The organism is Janthinobacterium woesei (genome assembly GCF_051380875.1).
Taxonomy (GTDB): Bacteria; Pseudomonadota; Gammaproteobacteria; order Burkholderiales; family Burkholderiaceae_D; genus Janthinobacterium.
In genome coordinates, this window is record NZ_JBNYXW010000002.1 from 173,585 (window position 1) to 189,445 (window position 15,861).

The 15,861-nt window shown below is 56.1% G+C and carries 13 protein-coding genes; all 13 read right to left on the reverse strand.

The features are described from left to right. The 13 genes from ACQ4W6_RS02585 to ACQ4W6_RS02645 all read right to left on the reverse strand — a co-directional run bounded on the left by ACQ4W6_RS02585 (position 1) and on the right by ACQ4W6_RS02645 (position 15,742). Positions 1–1,167, reverse strand: coding sequence for a flagellin N-terminal helical domain-containing protein (locus ACQ4W6_RS02585; protein ID WP_436565618.1), 1,167 nt, complete (start codon positions 1,165–1,167; stop codon positions 1–3). Positions 1,168–1,279: 112 nt separating this feature from the next. Then, complete coding sequence (locus ACQ4W6_RS02590; RefSeq protein ID WP_436565619.1) at positions 1,280–4,270, reverse strand: tetratricopeptide repeat protein; 2,991 nt, start codon at positions 4,268–4,270, stop codon at positions 1,280–1,282. 328 nt (positions 4,271–4,598) lie between these two features. Further along, the gene (locus tag ACQ4W6_RS02595) at positions 4,599–5,171 is read right to left on the reverse strand and encodes a GNAT family N-acetyltransferase (RefSeq protein WP_436565620.1); all 573 of its coding nucleotides are present in this window, start codon (positions 5,169–5,171) and stop codon (positions 4,599–4,601) included. A gap of 60 nt (positions 5,172–5,231) precedes the next feature. After that, complete coding sequence (locus ACQ4W6_RS02600; RefSeq protein WP_436565621.1) at positions 5,232–5,954, reverse strand: class I SAM-dependent methyltransferase; 723 nt, start codon at positions 5,952–5,954, stop codon at positions 5,232–5,234. After that, positions 5,951–6,940, reverse strand: coding sequence for a glycoside hydrolase family protein (locus ACQ4W6_RS02605; protein WP_436565622.1), 990 nt, complete (start codon positions 6,938–6,940; stop codon positions 5,951–5,953). Before ACQ4W6_RS02605 ends, ACQ4W6_RS02600 begins: the two co-directional genes overlap by 4 nt. Continuing rightward, complete coding sequence (locus ACQ4W6_RS02610; RefSeq protein WP_436565623.1) at positions 6,937–7,941, reverse strand: class I SAM-dependent methyltransferase; 1,005 nt, start codon at positions 7,939–7,941, stop codon at positions 6,937–6,939. The genes ACQ4W6_RS02605 and ACQ4W6_RS02610 overlap by 4 nt, the downstream gene beginning before the upstream one ends. Positions 7,942–7,965: 24 nt before the next feature. Next, the gene (locus tag ACQ4W6_RS02615; RefSeq protein ID WP_436565624.1) at positions 7,966–8,646 is read right to left on the reverse strand and encodes an acetyltransferase; all 681 of its coding nucleotides are present in this window, start codon (positions 8,644–8,646) and stop codon (positions 7,966–7,968) included. Then, complete coding sequence (locus ACQ4W6_RS02620) at positions 8,643–10,205, reverse strand: AMP-binding protein (RefSeq protein ID WP_436565625.1); 1,563 nt, start codon at positions 10,203–10,205, stop codon at positions 8,643–8,645. The genes ACQ4W6_RS02615 and ACQ4W6_RS02620 overlap by 4 nt, the downstream gene beginning before the upstream one ends. 10 nt (positions 10,206–10,215) lie before the next feature. Further along, positions 10,216–10,968: an SDR family NAD(P)-dependent oxidoreductase gene (locus tag ACQ4W6_RS02625; RefSeq protein WP_436565626.1), complete on the reverse strand. Its 753-nt coding sequence runs from the start codon at positions 10,966–10,968 to the stop codon at positions 10,216–10,218. Then, positions 10,965–11,192 (reverse strand): acyl carrier protein, encoded by a 228-nt coding sequence (locus ACQ4W6_RS02630; protein ID WP_436565627.1) that lies wholly within the window; start codon positions 11,190–11,192, stop codon positions 10,965–10,967. The genes ACQ4W6_RS02625 and ACQ4W6_RS02630 overlap by 4 nt, the downstream gene beginning before the upstream one ends. Before the next feature lie 55 nt (positions 11,193–11,247). After that, positions 11,248–11,949 carry a WbqC family protein gene (locus tag ACQ4W6_RS02635; protein WP_436565628.1) on the reverse strand — a complete coding sequence of 234 codons (702 nt, stop codon included), beginning with the start codon at positions 11,947–11,949 and terminating at the stop codon, positions 11,248–11,250. Further along, the gene (gene vioA / locus ACQ4W6_RS02640; protein WP_436565629.1) at positions 11,946–13,076 is read right to left on the reverse strand and encodes a dTDP-4-amino-4,6-dideoxy-D-glucose aminotransferase VioA; all 1,131 of its coding nucleotides are present in this window, start codon (positions 13,074–13,076) and stop codon (positions 11,946–11,948) included. Before vioA ends, ACQ4W6_RS02635 begins: the two co-directional genes overlap by 4 nt. Then, positions 13,073–15,742 carry a tetratricopeptide repeat protein gene (locus ACQ4W6_RS02645; RefSeq protein WP_436565630.1) on the reverse strand — a complete coding sequence of 890 codons (2,670 nt, stop codon included), beginning with the start codon at positions 15,740–15,742 and terminating at the stop codon, positions 13,073–13,075. The genes vioA and ACQ4W6_RS02645 overlap by 4 nt, the downstream gene beginning before the upstream one ends. Between the last annotated feature and the right edge of the window lie 119 nt (positions 15,743–15,861).

Consider the following 15,861-nt stretch of genomic DNA (forward strand, 5'->3'; position numbering starts at 1 on the left):
TTATTGCAGCAGGGACATGACCATCGAGGACATGCTGTTGCTTTGTTTCAACATTGCGGTACCAGCTTGCAGCAGCATTTGCGAAGCGGTCATGTTCGAGCTTTCGGTCGCGAAGTCGGTATCCATGATGCGGCCCGAAGCAGCTTGCGTGTTGGTGCTGACGTTGGCCAAATTGGTGGCTACGTGGTCCAGGCGGTTACCAGCAGCGCCCAGTGCCGAACGTACGGTACCGACAGAGTCGATGGCCGTTTGCAGTTTGTCGATCGTGGTCGATGCGGTGCCAACGGCGGTCAGTTCAGCACCTTTCAGGTCAGCCGCCAGGCCGAATGCATTGTATTCACCAGTCGCGCCACGGATTGTTGTGTGCATTGCGCTCAATTCGGCCGACAGGTCCAGGCCCATTTTTTCAGTGGTCGAAGCACCGATCTGGAAGTCCAGCGAGGCGTTGAATTTGCCGCCGGTGTCGCTGCTGCCAACCGAAGTAGTCACGGCACTGACGAATGCAGCAGCAACGTCAGCTACTTTAGTTGCATCTTTCATAGCGATTTCGCCGACGCGCATGGCTTCAGCCGTGGTTGCTACAGCAGTCAGTTGGGCAGAAGTGCCGCCGGTGTTAGCCGTAACAGCATCGTTGTAAGCTTTTACCATGCCGGTGGTGGCATCGCCGTAAGCGGTAGTCTTTGCGGTTTTGTCAGCAAGCGCAGCGGTGTTGGCGGTGCCAGCGGCGGTAGCGTCGGCGGCAGTTGCCTTGCCGGTCAGCAGCTTGGCGCCACCGAAGGATGTGTTGCCAACAATGTTGGTCAGCTCGGCCGTCAGGGTATCGAATTCAGCTTGCATGGCTGTCTTGTCGTCAGTCGTAGACGATGCATCGGCAGCTTGCGTTGCCAGGTCTTTCATGCGAACCAGGATGTTGACGGTTTCGCCCAGTGCGCCATCGGCGGTCTGGATCATCGAGGTGGCGTTTTGGGTGTTGCGCATGGCCATGGCCATACCGCTGGTTTGTGCTTTCAGGCGAGTTGCAATTTGCAGGCCGGCAGCGTCATCCATTGCCGAGTTGATGCGGTAGCCGGTGCTCAGGCGCGTCATCGAAGTCGACAGCGAGTTTTGTGTTTTGGAGATCGAATTTTGCGCGGACAAGGCCGCTGCATTGGTGTGAAGGCTCAGCATGAAGATACTCCAGTTAGGTGGTTACGGTGCGGAGCAGCAGTTTTGCGCTCTCCCTAGTACAAGACGACCATTGCTCTAGATAAATTAAATGCTTATGAGAATTTTTTTAAATTTATTTGGCGGGCATGATCTCACCGCCTTGCTCAAGCTCTTGCGCGAGTGCAAAGCTGGCATGCGCTTCTTCAATGTAACCCTGTGCCTGCAGTACCTGAGCCAGGTCGCGATGTAATTGCGGATCGCCGGGAGCGAGCAGGAGTGCATGCCGATAATGCATGGCTGCTCCATTGAGATCGTGCATGGCTGCCAGCATGTTACCCAGATTGGCATGCGCCAGGGCATAGGCAGGATCGAGCAGTACGGCTTGCCGGAGGCTGTCAACCGCGCCGCCAGCATCGCCAATAGCGTATTGGGCGCTGCCCATATTGCCTGATGCTTCGGCAAACGTTGGCTCTAGTTCCAGCGCCCGCCGATAGCATTCAATGGCGCTGTGGTAATCGCCTGCATCCTGCCATGCGTTACCCAAGTTGCCATGTGCCTGGGCGTCTCCCGGACTGAGTTGCACCGCGCGCTGCAGCACCGACAAGGCATCTTTGCCCTGCGCTTGCAGAGCGGTGCCGAGGACGCTCCAGGCAAAGCCTGAGTCCGGGTAGCGGTTGACCAGCAAGAGTGCGGCGTCTTCCATGGCGACAAGGTGGCCAGCCTGATACAGTTCGACGATATGCTCTGCTTCTAGCTGTGTTGGCGCGAGCGGCTCATCTGTCGCTGCCTGTCGTGCCCGAAGCAAGATGGCCTGTAAATCGGCGCCATCCATACCCTTGGCAATAGCTTGCGTAACAACATCTGCTGCTATTTCGGCCTGTCCGGCTTGCAGCAGCGACTGTGCATAAGAGAGAACGAACTGAACTTCCTCTGGACAGGCCAGTACCGCTGCGCGCAGGTAGGGCAGCGATTTGTCCTGATAGCCGAGCTGCACCGCGAGCAGACCCATGTTATGGTTGGCGATGGCATGCTGGGGCATACTGTGGATGATGGCCAGATACAGTGTTTCTGCCTCGGCAAACCGACCGGCCTGATGGTGTTCGATGGCGAGCAACAATGCGGCATCGACATTGACGCTATACAGCGCATGCATGCTTGCAGCGCGTTTTGCAAGAGAGCTTTGTAATGGATCGGCTTCGAATGGTTCTGCAGGCAAGCCGGCGCACCAACGCTGCCAGATGGTGCGCAGAGCATTGTCCAGGCCAGCTGCAATCAGTGCCGGTTGTCCGGCGGGAGAGTTTGCCAGCCTTGTACGCATGCTCATGCGCAATTCAACTAACGCGTCCAGGTCATTGGCAAGATCTTTGCCTTTTTGTATGAGATCGTCCAGGTCGTGTGCAATAAACTGCTGCAGCCCCAAATAGCCCATGATGGTGGCACCCACACGGCTTAACAAGGTGTTGCCGGCTATCGTCAGGGTGGGTACGCCCATCCATGATGCATGAAAGGTCGTCGTGCCGCCGTTGTAAGGCCAGGTGTCGATGCACACATCAACCAGCCTGTGCAGAGCCAGATAGTCACGTGTGCCGGTGATCGCATGAAAGCTCAGGCGCTCGCCGGCGATGCCTTCTTCTTTAAACCAGCCGAGCAGCATCTCACGAAATTGCTCGCTGGGCATGGCAGCGACGACCATGCTGGCTTGCGGTACCGCACGTAGCAACGCGGACCAGCCAGCGATGACCGCGCGACTCAGCTTGTTGGCGCGATTGAAGCTGCCAAAGGTGATGTGGCCGTGCGCCAATGCTGGCGCGCTGGCGATCGCTGGCGCATCGGGCGATGGCACATAGGGCCCGGAGGCCGGCAGCGCCAAGAATTTTTCCGTAAATTGATCGTCCAGCAGGCCTGCGGGTGATAAATAGCGGTCTGTCAGAAAGTAGTCCATGGCCTCCAGCCCCGTCGTCATCGGATAGCCCATCCAGCTTGCTTGCAACGGCGCCGGCTTGCGAGCAAACGCCAGCAAACGATTTGAACCCGTGTGACCCGACAGGTCAATCAGGATATCGATACCATCCCTGGTGATTTGCTCGACTAACTGTTGGTCAGACAGTGCCTGAATCGCTTGCCATCTGCGAACTATCCCTTTCAGGTGGTCAGTCGTGCGGTCGTCGACCCGGTTGTTGCAGTAAACATATAGTTCCAGTCCTGTTGCATGCGTCAGATGTTCCAGTACGGGCGTGATGAAATTAGCCAGCGCATGATTGTTCAAGTCTGCCGAGACAAAGCCTACCCGCAGAATGCGATCAGGATCCCGGTTGTTGTCGTGCTGTGGCCAAGCAGATTGAAACGGTGTTTCGAACTGTCGGCCGAAACGTAGATGCTCCTCAAATAAACTGGCTGGAGTGATTGTTGCATCATGTGTGAGCGAGAACAGCAGATTGCTATGCATCTCATTCCATTGAGGATTGATTTCAATCGCATCCCGGCAAGCCTGTGCCGCTTCATCGATACGACCTGCTTTGCTCAGCGTGGTGGTGAGATTGATATGGGCCAGATAGAAACTTGGGTCATATTGAATGGCATTGGAAAAATGCACAATCGATTCATCGATTTTTTCCAACAAGAGCTTGCAAGTACCCAGATTGAAATGGGCGGCCGCGAAATGGGGAGCGAGAGCCAGTGCCGTGTCGTAGCGTTGCATGGCCAACTCAATTTTCCCTTGCGCCTGCAGCACTGAACCAATATTGCTTTCGGCAAGCGCGTTGTGTGGGGCTAGTCGCAGCATGTGTTCGTACGCGGCAAGCGCCTCGTCAGGGCGCCCGGCTTTTTGCAACGCATTGCCCAGGTCGTTATGGATCGATGGCTCTTCAGGTTGGAGGAGTAAAGCGGAATGGTAGGCAGTAATGGCTTCCTCATTGCGGCCTTCACCAGTCAATAGTTCTGCCAGTTTGCAGAAAGCCGGTACCGACGAGGGTGACAATATGATCGCGCGGCGGTAAGCCGCCTCGGCGTCCTCGATCTTTCCCATTTCCCTGAGTGTCTTGGCGATATCAAGGTGAACTGCCGCATCGTGTGGCAGCTCGGCTTGCGCATGCTGGTAGTTGTCCAGCGCAGCAGCGATTGCCATTTGCGTCCGGCTTTCGCCGCTGGCAGATTGTGACCGACGGCCGATGGGTAAAGGTGATGCATTGTTTGGGCACATATTGACAGACGTGTTGGGTAAGAAGAGGGGCCGATGAGCCATCGGATTGTACCCGCCTGTCCCAACGATACAGCAGGTTGTGGTCGAAGTGCGGTACCAGCTGGCGCTCGGAACGGATGGCGAACAGTGTCCGGATGGCGGTGGGATGGGGCGGATTGACAAGGTTTGCCGTCCCGTGGCGGTTGACGGACGCGGCGACTATTTCAATGCCCTGTTAAAAGTACCAACAGAAGCTTTCCAGAGGTATCTGACTTTAATCCCCAGCGACCGGCCTGGATAGGTCTGACAGGAGCAAGTCATAAAATTTCGCATCGTGCCAGACGCCATCCTTCATGAATGCATGGCGCTTTTCGCCGATGTAGCGAAATTGCCACTGCTTGATGATGCGCTCGGATTCGGCGTTGCTGGAAAAATGCCCGACTTCCAGGCGATGTATGGCCAGTTCTGCGAAGGCAAATGCGATGACTCGTCGGCCGGCTTCGGACATGATGCGTTGCCCGCGGCTATCGAGTGCCAGCCAATACGCCAGTTCGGCACAGTTGTAAGTTAATGCACGGTGCTGGCGCTGGATATTAATCAGCGAAATAATGCCGCAGAAATGGCCGTCCTTGAAAATGGCCCAGGTGATACCGCGCCCAGCCAGGCGACTCTGCTCCAACGATTCCAGGAAGGCGGCTGTTTCTTCCTTATCCTGATGGGCATGCCAAGACATGAGCCGGCTGATGCGCGGATCGGTAACGTGCGGCCAAACCAGTTCCAGATCGTCGCGGGTGATCGGCCGCAGCAGCAGACGCTCGGTGTGTAATGTGAGATTTTCTGGTTGCAATTTTACCTCGGTGTTCTCGGAGTCATCTGCGTTGCCAAGCCAACGCAGATGACTGCCAGTTTATTTAACGATGTAGGCAGATGGCATCCAGCCATGCGGGAAGGTGCGTATCGAGGCGTTTGGCAGCAATTCCCGTACCGCTTTCGTCTCGCCTGGTGCAATATCGAAATTGAATTGATCGAGTACCAGGTAGCCACCCGTGTTCAAGCGGCTCCAGAAGTGCGGCAATGCCGCCTTCACCACTTCATACATACCTGCATCAAGGAAAACCAGTTTGAACTGAAGGTGGCTGTGCTTGTCGAAAAACGCGTCGAGTTCGCGTGTCACATCGAGCGGATGGATATGCACCACGTGCTGCAGATTTTGTGCTTCCACCAGTGCCGACACCCGTTCGTAGGTTTCGACGTCCGCACCCGGTACGATTCCCGGCTCGTTGGCTGAGGGCTGATTCCCCTGGAACCAGTCAAAACCGTGGACCTGGGTCAGGCTGTTAGGTTCAAACAGTTCCACCAGCTTGGCAAAAAACAGTGTGGAAGCACCTTTGTAGACACCGATTTCAGCAATATGACCAGCCAATCCCAGCGTCGCCTTGTAAGCCTCGTACAGGCTGAAAAAACGGCCCAGTGTCATGTGGCCAACGAAGGCGGGGAAATGATGGATGAAATCTTCGGTTGTGTAGCCTAACGATTTGATTTTTTCCAAGCCCTGATAATAGCCTTCCCTGCGGTGACTGAACTTTACCGACTCAAGTTCGCCAGGAATATAATCGTGTGGTTTAATCATTGTTTACCTGTTAAGTGGTCAAGGTCGGCATACGCGACACCAAAGCCGCCAGCGCCGAATCCGTTGCCATTATAAAACATCAAAAGCCGCGAACCGACCAGCAGCAAAGCCGGATAGGCGTGCGTTTTTTCATCCCATTGCGCTTTTGAGCCTGCCGGATTGGTGCAACTGCTGGGGCCATCGGCGCCCATCGGTTGCCACGTGTCAAGGTCGGTAGAGGTGGCCGCTGCAATGCGATATGCCCCCGCGCCGTCGCGAAAGTCGCTGGCGTTGCGGTGGCAATAATTTAAATGCCAGTGGGAGCCCAGTTGCACTACCCAGGGGCGGGTCAGCGCCTGTTCTTCTGAGGTGGCCGGCAAGCTGACCTTACCGCTTGGCCGCCAAAATATGCCGTCATCGGAATGCGCTTCCTTGATGTCGTAGACATGTTCGTACTTGCCGTCGACAAGGGGCCAGTCGGTACCGGAGCAATACCACATACGCCATGCGCCATCGTGCTGCATGACAAACGGCGACGTGGCGGAGTAGGGGTCGCCAAGTGACTTGGCCAGCACCGGGCCGTCTCCAGCTCGTCGGAACGTGCGGCCACCATCTTCACTGATGGCCAGCCCGGTTGAATTCGTATATGGCACGGTCGTGGCCCGACTCCAACCACTGTAGTACAGATAGACCAGGTTTCCGTGCCGGACCGCACAGCTTGGCATAATGCCGTGTTCATCAAAACTGCCAGGCTTGCCCAACGGCAATAAGGGGCTCTGATTGACATGTATTATGCGCAGGGGGTAGTTCGCATCGAGGTCAACATAGCTGGTCATGCTGACGCCATTTTCCGGGCGCGAGGAAAAATACACGCGTATCAGGCCGGCTGCCTCGTCGAGCAAGGGCGTAGGTACCTGAGCATGGGTCTTCATCCAGGATGGCCCCATCTCGGGGCCAAACACCTTGCCCAGCTTGTGCCAATTCAGGCTTTGCGGCTGGGGGATCATTTCAGATCGTCGGCGGCGGCCTTGCGCACCACTTCTTCCAACCAAGCATGCATGCTCATGCCGCGTTTGTTGCGCGCCTGGTGCGCCAATTCCTTGGTTTCTGTCGTGACGCCTTCAAGCTGGCCCAGATAGCGGCTACGTAGCGTACCACCGCGTGGACCTGGGATCGGATAGTCGAAATTGCCATCCGGAGCACCGTTGCCTACACGGAAATCGATCAGATAAAATACACCGCCGATGATCCAGCGCACGCATACCTCGCGCGCTTCGACCGGCATCTGTTCGAGTGGCAAGGGGGCCATGAACTGCGGATTGGTGGTGCTGAGGATTTTGGCAAATTCAGTATTACGCAGCCAGACAGGGATACTTTCGTCTCCAACAACTATTTTCCCGCCAGGTTTGCAGACGCGTACCATTTCGGCCAGGGCGCTGCGGATGTCCGGAAATTCACCCAGCCCGCCAAAGCTGTAGACGCAATCGACGCTATTGTCGGCATAGGGCAGCGCGCAGGCGTCGGCAAGGGCATAGGAAACCGGCACAGCACAAGATTGCATCCGTTGGCGCGCCTTATTCAGCATGCCGCTTGATATGTCTTGCAGAAACAGCTTACCGTTGACACCCAGGCGGCTGGCGATGATTTCCGAGTCGCGTCCGCTGCCGGCAGCCACTTCCAGTACCGTCGAGCCAGGAGTGAGTTCAAGCAAGTCGATCAGGCCATTGCGTACCTTGTTTTCGTCTTCGCCATGCGTATGGAAGGTGAGGTGCAGGTATTGATCGTAAGTTTCCGAACGATCATCGTAAAACGCGACCACTGACTTGGTTTTGTCCGATAAGTTATGGGTCGGCACGAAATTCGGGAAGCCATCGATGATTGGAAACTCAGCCTGGCCAGCGTGAAGCACTCCTTGCTCAATATCTCCACTAGCGCTGCTCGTGCCTTTGTATTGAAGCGCTTGCTTGTCCAGAGGCGAGATAAAAAATGGTAATTCCCAGAGATTCATGATGTGGACAGTCGAAATGAGGAGTTATAAATCGTCGAAACGGGACATGCGAAGAAATTGCCGGCTATTCAGTCGGAATGCCTTGCTGCTTTCCTGCAGAAATACTTGCTCATCCTGGGTGCATTTGGTGACCAGGGTATTGGCGCCGATGAAGCAGGAGGCGCCAATCTGAACACTATTGCCTATGGTGCTGTTGATGCCGAAGAAGCAGTTTTCGCCGACCTTGACGTTGCCGGAAATATTGGTGGCGGAAGTGAGCCAGCAATTGTTGGCTATGCTACTGTGATGACCGATCAGGGCGCCGCTCCAGACAAACACATTGTCGCCCAGCGTGACACAAGGGTGCACGTGTACCTGATTCATGATAAAGCAATTGTCGCCATACCGGCAATCTAGTGGCAAACCCGCATCCGGATGCACATACGAGGCCAGGGTGTAACCTAGTTGCCGCGCCTGCGCGCATTTTTCTGCGCGTAAAGCGTTCATGCCTTGATAACCGAGGGCGATGAACATGTCATGGGTCTCGGCCGGGTACCGGCTGCTTATTTCTTCGAAGGCCACTACGGGCAGATCTTGCCAGTGCGGCCCCGGCACGTACTCGCGGTCGACGCAGCAGGCAACGACCTGGCGCTGGCTGTGATGGCGCAAGAAATAGAGTATCACTTCCGCGATTTTTCCGGTGCCGAAAAGGATGACTGGTTTCATTGAGGTTCAGAGTAGGTGGCAGGAATTTGAAGTGCAAGTCGGTCGATTTTGCCATTGGCATTTTTCGGCAGCACTTTCAGGACTGTTAGGTGTCGCGGCTGCATATATGCCGGAACAATGGCGGCAAGTGCCGCCTGCAATTGTTTTGCCGACAGCGACGCATTGGCCACCGCGAAGGCGTGGATCTGTCCCGTTGCGTCACCGGTTTTCTGGTAAATCACCGCGCATTCCATGACGCCGCTCACGCTGCCCAGAGCTGCTTCTATTTCTTCCAGTTCGATGCGGTAACCCATATGCTTGATTTGAAAATCCGCGCGGCCCTTGAAATGCAGCCAGCCCTGCGCATCGCGCTGCACAATATCGCCGGTGAGGTAACCGACGTCGGCGTACAGCGTGTGTCGTGGATTCTGAATGAAAGCACCAGCGCGGCGCACCGGGTCGTTGTAATAACCGAGGCCGACCTGTGGTCCGCGCAAAAACAGTTGGCCACGCTCTGGCAAGGCCGGATCCGAAGCAATTATTTCAAAATTGAAATTCTGTGCCAACAGGCCAAGTGGGGCCAGATTCTGCATGTCGTCGAAATCTTGCGCAGTGACAGTGTGGGCGGAGCAGATGCAAGTGCATTCCGTTGGGCCGTAGACGTTTTCCAGGTCGGCGCGCTGGCCAAACAGCTCGTACAGTTGACGCAGCCGGGTTTTAGGGAAACCTTCGCCGCCAAACACAATCTTGCGTAGCGCCGGCCAATCGGTGGCCGACAAGGCGCGCGTGGTAAGCAAATAGACCAGTAACGACGGTACGGAAAACCACAGCGTGCAAGCAGCTTGGTTGATCAGCCGTACCAGCAGCCGTGTATCACGCACTTGCTCGGCGGTAACGGGAATCAGGGTCGCGCCCGACAGGATAGACGAATAGAAGTCGAACACCGAGTTATCGAAATACATCGGATTGACGTTGGAAATGACATCATCAGGGACGATGGCAAAACGCTCCCTTGCCCAGGCAATGAACCAGAGCAGGTTGGCATGTGACATGACCGCCCCCTTGGGCATGCCGGTGGAACCGGAAGTGAACATGATATAGGCCGGGGCGCCACCATCCGCTGTGGTGACGGGCGGCAAGCGCATGTCGGCAGGGCTGGCCACAGCCATATCAAGAGCTTGCTGCAACAGCAGGGTCTCGGGCAAGCCGTCGGCAGTCAGTTCTGCATGGAAAGGACGATCCGTAAACCCGCTGGCAATGAGGGCAGGCTGGCAAGTCTGCAGGATCTTGCGTATACGCTCCCATGGGCTGTCACGGTCGAGATTGGTATAGATCAGGCCCAGACGCAGGCATGCCAGCATGGCGGCAAATGCGGCCGGTGATTTATCGTGAAACAGCGCTACCACCTGGCCTTGGCGCAGTCCCTTTGCATGGAATATGACAGCCAAGCGTTCGACCAGGCTACTTAATTGCGCGTAACTGATGCGTTCGCCGCTTGCCGGGTAGTACAGCGCGCAATGGTCCGCACGGCGGCGCACGATATCGTCAAAGGCCAGCCCCAGATTGGTGAACGATGTCATGATAACGTTCTCAGAGTACCAAGCCGCCATCAATTTCCAGTACGCTGCCCGTCAGATAGTCATTTTCGACGATATGGCGTGCCGACTGGAATATGGATTGCATGTCGCCAAGGCGGCGTAACGGGATTTTCTGCTGGAGTTTCGCCAGCGTCGCCTCACTTAATGCGGCGCGGGTTGATGGTGTATCGATGAAACCGGGGGCGATTGCGGCGAAGCGCAGTCCCATGCCGCCCAATTCCTTGGCCCAGGTATGGGTCAACGCATTGACGCCGGCCTTGGCTGCCGAGTAAGCAGATTGACCGGGATTGCCATTGGCCGAAATCGAACTGATGGAAATGACCACGCCTTTCCTGCGCTTTGCGAGCATGCGCTCGACGACCCTGCTGGTAACAAAAAAAACCGCATCCAGATTGGTCGCGATGACTTGCCGCCAATTGTCGCGAGAATGTACGCGGTCGGTCCGCGACAACAGATTGACCAGGGGTTCGCTATGAATGATGCCTGCGTTATTGATGAGAACATCGATGTCGAAACCGGAATCGACGATGGCTTGCAGGGTTGCGTCGACCGCTGCCGGATCAGTGACATCGCAGCACCAGGCCTGGATGCGACCTTCGCTGTCCTGGCGCAATTGCTCGCACAAGGCAGGATCTTTTTCAATGACACCGACACGCGCCGACGCGGCGCTGAATTGTTCAGCCAGATAGCGGCCAATACCGCGGCCGGCTCCGGTGATCAGAATGCCGGCTCCTTCGATTTTCACAACGTAGCTCCGCACTTGCGTAAAGCGCTGCGTGCATCTCCGACCGAAGCCATGTCGGCGATGTCATCACCGGTAAACTCGATCTGGTAAACCTCTTCAAGTCGTGTGATGAGCAGCATGTGTGCCAGCGAATCCCAACTGGCAATCTCGCTCAGCTTCATGGAGTCGATCACCGTATTTTCCGGGATCGTAAAGACTTCTGCGAAAATTTTTTCAAAAGACATATTATTTTTCTGTTTTGAGGGGAGTGGACAGCTTCTGGAAGCTGCTACACACTGTTCAAACCAGATCCTTTTCTATAAGAAATTGCTGTACGACTGGGATGGAATTGTACATCAACACATCGACTATCGACAGGCCTGAAACAGGTAGGTTCTTGCCCTGGGGATAGCTGATTGGACGGGCTTGCAAATACTGTAGAGCAATGCCGTGCTGTAAGAAGGTTTCACGCTGATACAGTGCAGTGCCGCCTATGGGATTGATGTAACAGGTAGCATGTTCCTTGATGCAAATATCGAGTATGCGATCCTGGCCACTCAGGCTGGCATTGCCATATACGCGCGACGTATTGATGAGCTCCGTTTCCAGTGATAGATAGCTCATTACCTCGCGCAAGCTATTGAGTAAAAAATGGTCCAACCGCAAGGTTGGATGGGATATCACGCGTTCCAGCAATTCGGCGACGACGCGGTAGTAGGGCGCACGAGCATATGCCTGGCGCAGGGTGCGCAACAATTTGTCACGCCAGGCGCGTTCTTCGAGCAGGGTAATATCGCAAATCAGCCGGTTCTGGCTGGCGCCCCGTAACGGTACTGTAAAAATATGCGCTGCGCCATTCATCAACAGTCGATTGCGATTAATCCAGCCGCGTTGTATGTAATTGACATCATCGAACAACACGAATTTATCTACCGCCGCAAGCAGTTGAAAATAGCCTAGGTAGGGAAGAAAATACGGCTGCATGATGGCGAGGGTAGTCATCGCGCAAAAGGAGCAGTGATCAGATTCACGATGGTATCGACTTGTTCTTGATTTAATGTAGGATAGATCGGCAGGCAAATCACCTGGCTGGCGACTTTTTGCGCAACCGGCAGATTGGCCGGAGCAGCCGATGGCATGCCGCGGTACATAGGAAAATCGCTGATGAGAGGATAAAAATAGCGTCGCGCGTAAATCTCATGTTCGCTTAGTTTTTGATACAGGGCATCGCGTTCCAGCGGGTAGGCATCTTGCACGAGGATGGGGAAATAGGCGTAATTTGCCGTCTCGTTCGAGTCTTCAGGCAAACAATGTATGCCAGGCGTCCCGGCTAGGCTGGTGCGATACTGGGTATCGATTGCCTTGCGCCTGGCCAGGGCGCTATCTATATTCTTGAGCTGTAAGATGCCAAAAGCCGCATTGATTTCACTCATCTTGCCATTGATGCCGGGAGCGACGACGGTCACTTCGTCGACAAAACCGAAATTTTTCAGATGGTCGATGCGTTGTTTGATCTTGGCATCCGGACAAATAATGGCACCGCCTTCAAATGTATTGAAGACCTTGGTCGCGTGAAAGCTCAGGACGGACAGATCGCCATGATTGAGTACGCTGAGGCCATGTTTTTTTACGCCGAAGGCATGCGCCGCATCATAGATTACTTTTAACCCATAATTATCCGCAATCTTCTCGATGCGGTCCACGTCGCATGGATGACCATAGCAGTGTACTGGCAAAATGGCTGTGGTGTGCGGCGTTATAGCCGCTTCTATTTTTCCTGGATCGATATTGAACGTCAATGGGTCGATATCGATAAAAACTGGCTTGATGCCATTCCATAGCAGGGAGTGAGCGGTGGCGACAAACGAGTACGGCGTGGTAATGACTTCGCCTGTTACACGCAGCGCCTGCAAAGCAGTCATCAACGCCAGTGTGCCATTGGTGAAGAGCGATATGTATTTGACGCCCAGATAATCACAGAGTGCCTGCTCCAGTTGGTGATGGAAAGGGCCGCCATTGGTGAGAATTTTATTCGCCCAGATACTTTCCAAATAAGGTATGAATTCTTCCAGCGGAGGTAGCAGGGGTTGAGTCACATAGATGGGACTCTTTTTATGATGGTCTTTCACTGGTCTTTCCCTTCTGCCTCGCTATCCGCGATTCTGGCCTCAAAGGATACTGGCGGCAGGCCGGCAGACCAGCGTTGCCACATGGTGCGCAGTGCACGCTCCAGTCCCGAGGCGATCATTCCTGGTTGACCCATCGCCGAATTTTTTACCCGCTCACGCAGGCTTGTGCGCAAGGAAACAAGATAGCCAATGTCCTCGGCAATTAAGCTGCCTTTTTGTACAAAATCTGCGTCATCCAGGGCAATGAACGCGTTCAGATGCACATGTTCGAGTAGCGTCGCGCCCACCCTGCCAGGTAAGTTCGAGCCCGTCATTGTCAAGGTCGGTACGCCCATCCATAATGCGTGCAGGGTTGTCGTGCCGCCAGTGTAGGGCGCGGTGTCGAGGCAGATGTCGATCAGGCGATGCAGGGCCAGATAGTCGCCAGTGTTGGTGTGCGCGTAAAAACTCAGCCGTTCAGCGGCGATGCCTTCTCTGGCAAACCAGGCGCGCAATTTGTTGCTGATATCTTCGCTAGGCATGCCGGCGAGCACCATCTTGGATCCGGGCACGGCGCGTAGCAATTTCGACCAGCGGGCGATGACGTCGCGGCTCAGTTTGCTGGCCCGATTGAAGCTACCAAAGGTAATGTAGCCATTTTCGCATGCGGGAACAGGACTGACCGGTGGCGCCACTGGCGAGGGCAGGAACGGCGCGGAAGCGGGCAAGAATAGCAATTTTTCAGTGAACTGCCCGTCGAGCATGCCTATTGGCGCCAAATAGCGGTCAGTGAGGTAGTAATCCATCGCCTGCAAGCCCGTCGTGCCCGGATAGCCGATCCAGGTCACCTGTAGCGGCGCTGGCTTGCGCGCGAAAGCTGGCAGGCGGTTGAAGCCGGTATGGCCCGACAGGTCGATCAGGATGTCGATGGCGTCGCTGGTGATCAGCTGCGCCAGCTCTGCATGGGTCAGCTTCTCGACCTGGCGCCAGATGCTGACCAGGCCATGCAGGTGCCGGCTGACCGGGTCGTCATGAAAGCTGTTGGCGTATGCCACGATTTCCAGGCGCGGCGAATGGGCCAGGTGCTCCAGGATGGGCGTGATGAAATTGGCTACCGCGTGGTTGTACAGGTCGGCGGAAACAAAGCCGATGCGCAGGCGGCGCTCAGGATCGCGTGTATTGGCGTGTTGCGGCCAGGATGTGCGCAGCGGCGCCTCGAAATGCTCGGCATAGCGCAGATGCTCCGCAAACAATGCAGCGGCATTCATTTCCTGGCTATGGGTCAGGTAGAACAGCAGGTTGCTGTGCAGTTCATCCCAGTCCGGATTGATCTTCAGCGCCTGGCGGGTGTGGATGATGGCCTGGTCGATGCGGCCCAGGCGGGTCAGGGCGGCACTGATATTCACATGCGCCCTGCGGTGATGCGGATCGAGTTTGACGACGGTCTCGAAGCTGTTGACGGCCTCGCTCAGGCGGCCCATCTCCATCAGGCACGTACCCAGGTTGACATGGGCGGGCGCGGACTTGGGCCCCAGTTTCACGGCGCGCCGGCAGCTTTCCAGCGCAGCGTCTTGCCGGCCCATGGCGTTCAGGACGGCGGCGATATTGCTATGGCTGACAGGGTTGTTCGGCGACAACGCCAGCACTTGCTGGAAAGAGGCCAGCGCCTGCTCCAGTTGGCCGTCTTCCTGCAGGGCCATGCCCAAGTTGTTCAGGGTGTCGACATTCTGCGGTTCGAGCAATAGTGCCGCCTGATAGATGGCGATCGCCTGCTCCTTGCGCCGGGTTTCCCGCAGCAAGTCCGCGTAGTGCAGCATGGGCGCAGCGATGGATGGGTCGAGCGCGATGGCTTGCCGGTAGGCCGTTTCCGCTTCAGCAGTTTCACCGATGGCATGCAGGCTGCGCCCCAGGCCGTGATGGTGGGCCGCAATCGCCGTCGGCAGCGCCGTGGCCGCCTGGTAGCTGGCCGCCGCCTGCGCATTGCGATCGAGCCGGAATAGCACGTTGCCCATGCCGCCATGCGCCATGGCGTTGTGGGGATCGTCTTGCAGCGCCGCAGCATAGCTCTGCATTGCCTGTTCTGGCCGGTTCAACGCGACATGCATATCGCCCAGCTTGCGGTGGATCTCGGCCGCGCCTGGCACCAGCGTCAGGGCCTGGCGGTAGCTGGTTTCCGCAGCCTGGAATTGCCGCTGCGCCTGCAAGATGTCGCCCTTGCCGATGTGCGCCATGGCCAGCGCCGGATCGAGGTCCAGCGCGCCGCGGTAGCATTCCGCCGCTTCCTTCAAGTGCCCTTGCGCTTGCAGTACGTCGCCCAGGCGGCTGAGCGCCTCGGCAAAGGCGGGTGCGATTTCCAGTGCGCGCATGAAACTGCCCATGGCCAGGTCCAGTTGACCGACCTCCATGTGCGCATTGCCCAGGTGCAGCTGCGCTTCGGCGTCGCCTGGGGCCAGGTCCACTGTCTTTTGCAATGCCGGCAAGGCGTCCTTGCCCTGCAGTTGCAAGGCCATGCCCAGCACGCTCCAGCCCAGCGCCGATGCAGGATAGCTGTCCAGCAGGGCGCGCGTCGCCTCTTCCATTTGCGCATGCTCGCCGCTTTCATACAGGCAAACGATATGATCGAACTCCTGCTGAGTCGGCTGCTGCCCGTCACTGGGGGGCGATGCGGTGGGATCGGTTGCGTGCATGAGAGAAGGGGAGAGTGGGTGCCACCTTGAATTGTAATGGCTGGCAGTGCTTTAGAGAAACTTCTTATGTAGAAAGTTCGTTTTTTGGTTGTGATATCGACGATAGCGCAAAAATAATT

What these genes read in the sequence shown, in the direction of transcription:
- ACQ4W6_RS02630 (WP_436565627.1), bottom strand. Translation starts at nt 11,192, where the DNA reads ATGTCTTTTGAAAAAATTTTCGCAGAAGTCTTTACGATCCCGGAAAAT.
- ACQ4W6_RS02635 (WP_436565628.1), bottom strand. Translation starts at nt 11,949, where the DNA reads ATGACTACCCTCGCCATCATGCAGCCGTATTTTCTTCCCTACCTAGGC.
- ACQ4W6_RS02590 (WP_436565619.1), bottom strand. Translation starts at nt 4,270, where the DNA reads ATGGCAATCGCTGCTGCGCTGGACAACTACCAGCATGCGCAAGCCGAG.
- ACQ4W6_RS02605 (WP_436565622.1), bottom strand. Translation starts at nt 6,940, where the DNA reads ATGATCCCCCAGCCGCAAAGCCTGAATTGGCACAAGCTGGGCAAGGTG.
- ACQ4W6_RS02615 (WP_436565624.1), bottom strand. Translation starts at nt 8,646, where the DNA reads ATGAAACCAGTCATCCTTTTCGGCACCGGAAAAATCGCGGAAGTGATA.
- ACQ4W6_RS02585 (WP_436565618.1), bottom strand. Translation starts at nt 1,167, where the DNA reads ATGCTGAGCCTTCACACCAATGCAGCGGCCTTGTCCGCGCAAAATTCG.
- ACQ4W6_RS02610 (WP_436565623.1), bottom strand. Translation starts at nt 7,941, where the DNA reads ATGAATCTCTGGGAATTACCATTTTTTATCTCGCCTCTGGACAAGCAA.
- ACQ4W6_RS02600 (WP_436565621.1), bottom strand. Translation starts at nt 5,954, where the DNA reads ATGATTAAACCACACGATTATATTCCTGGCGAACTTGAGTCGGTAAAG.
- ACQ4W6_RS02620 (WP_436565625.1), bottom strand. Translation starts at nt 10,205, where the DNA reads ATGACATCGTTCACCAATCTGGGGCTGGCCTTTGACGATATCGTGCGC.
- ACQ4W6_RS02645 (WP_436565630.1), bottom strand. Translation starts at nt 15,742, where the DNA reads ATGCACGCAACCGATCCCACCGCATCGCCCCCCAGTGACGGGCAGCAG.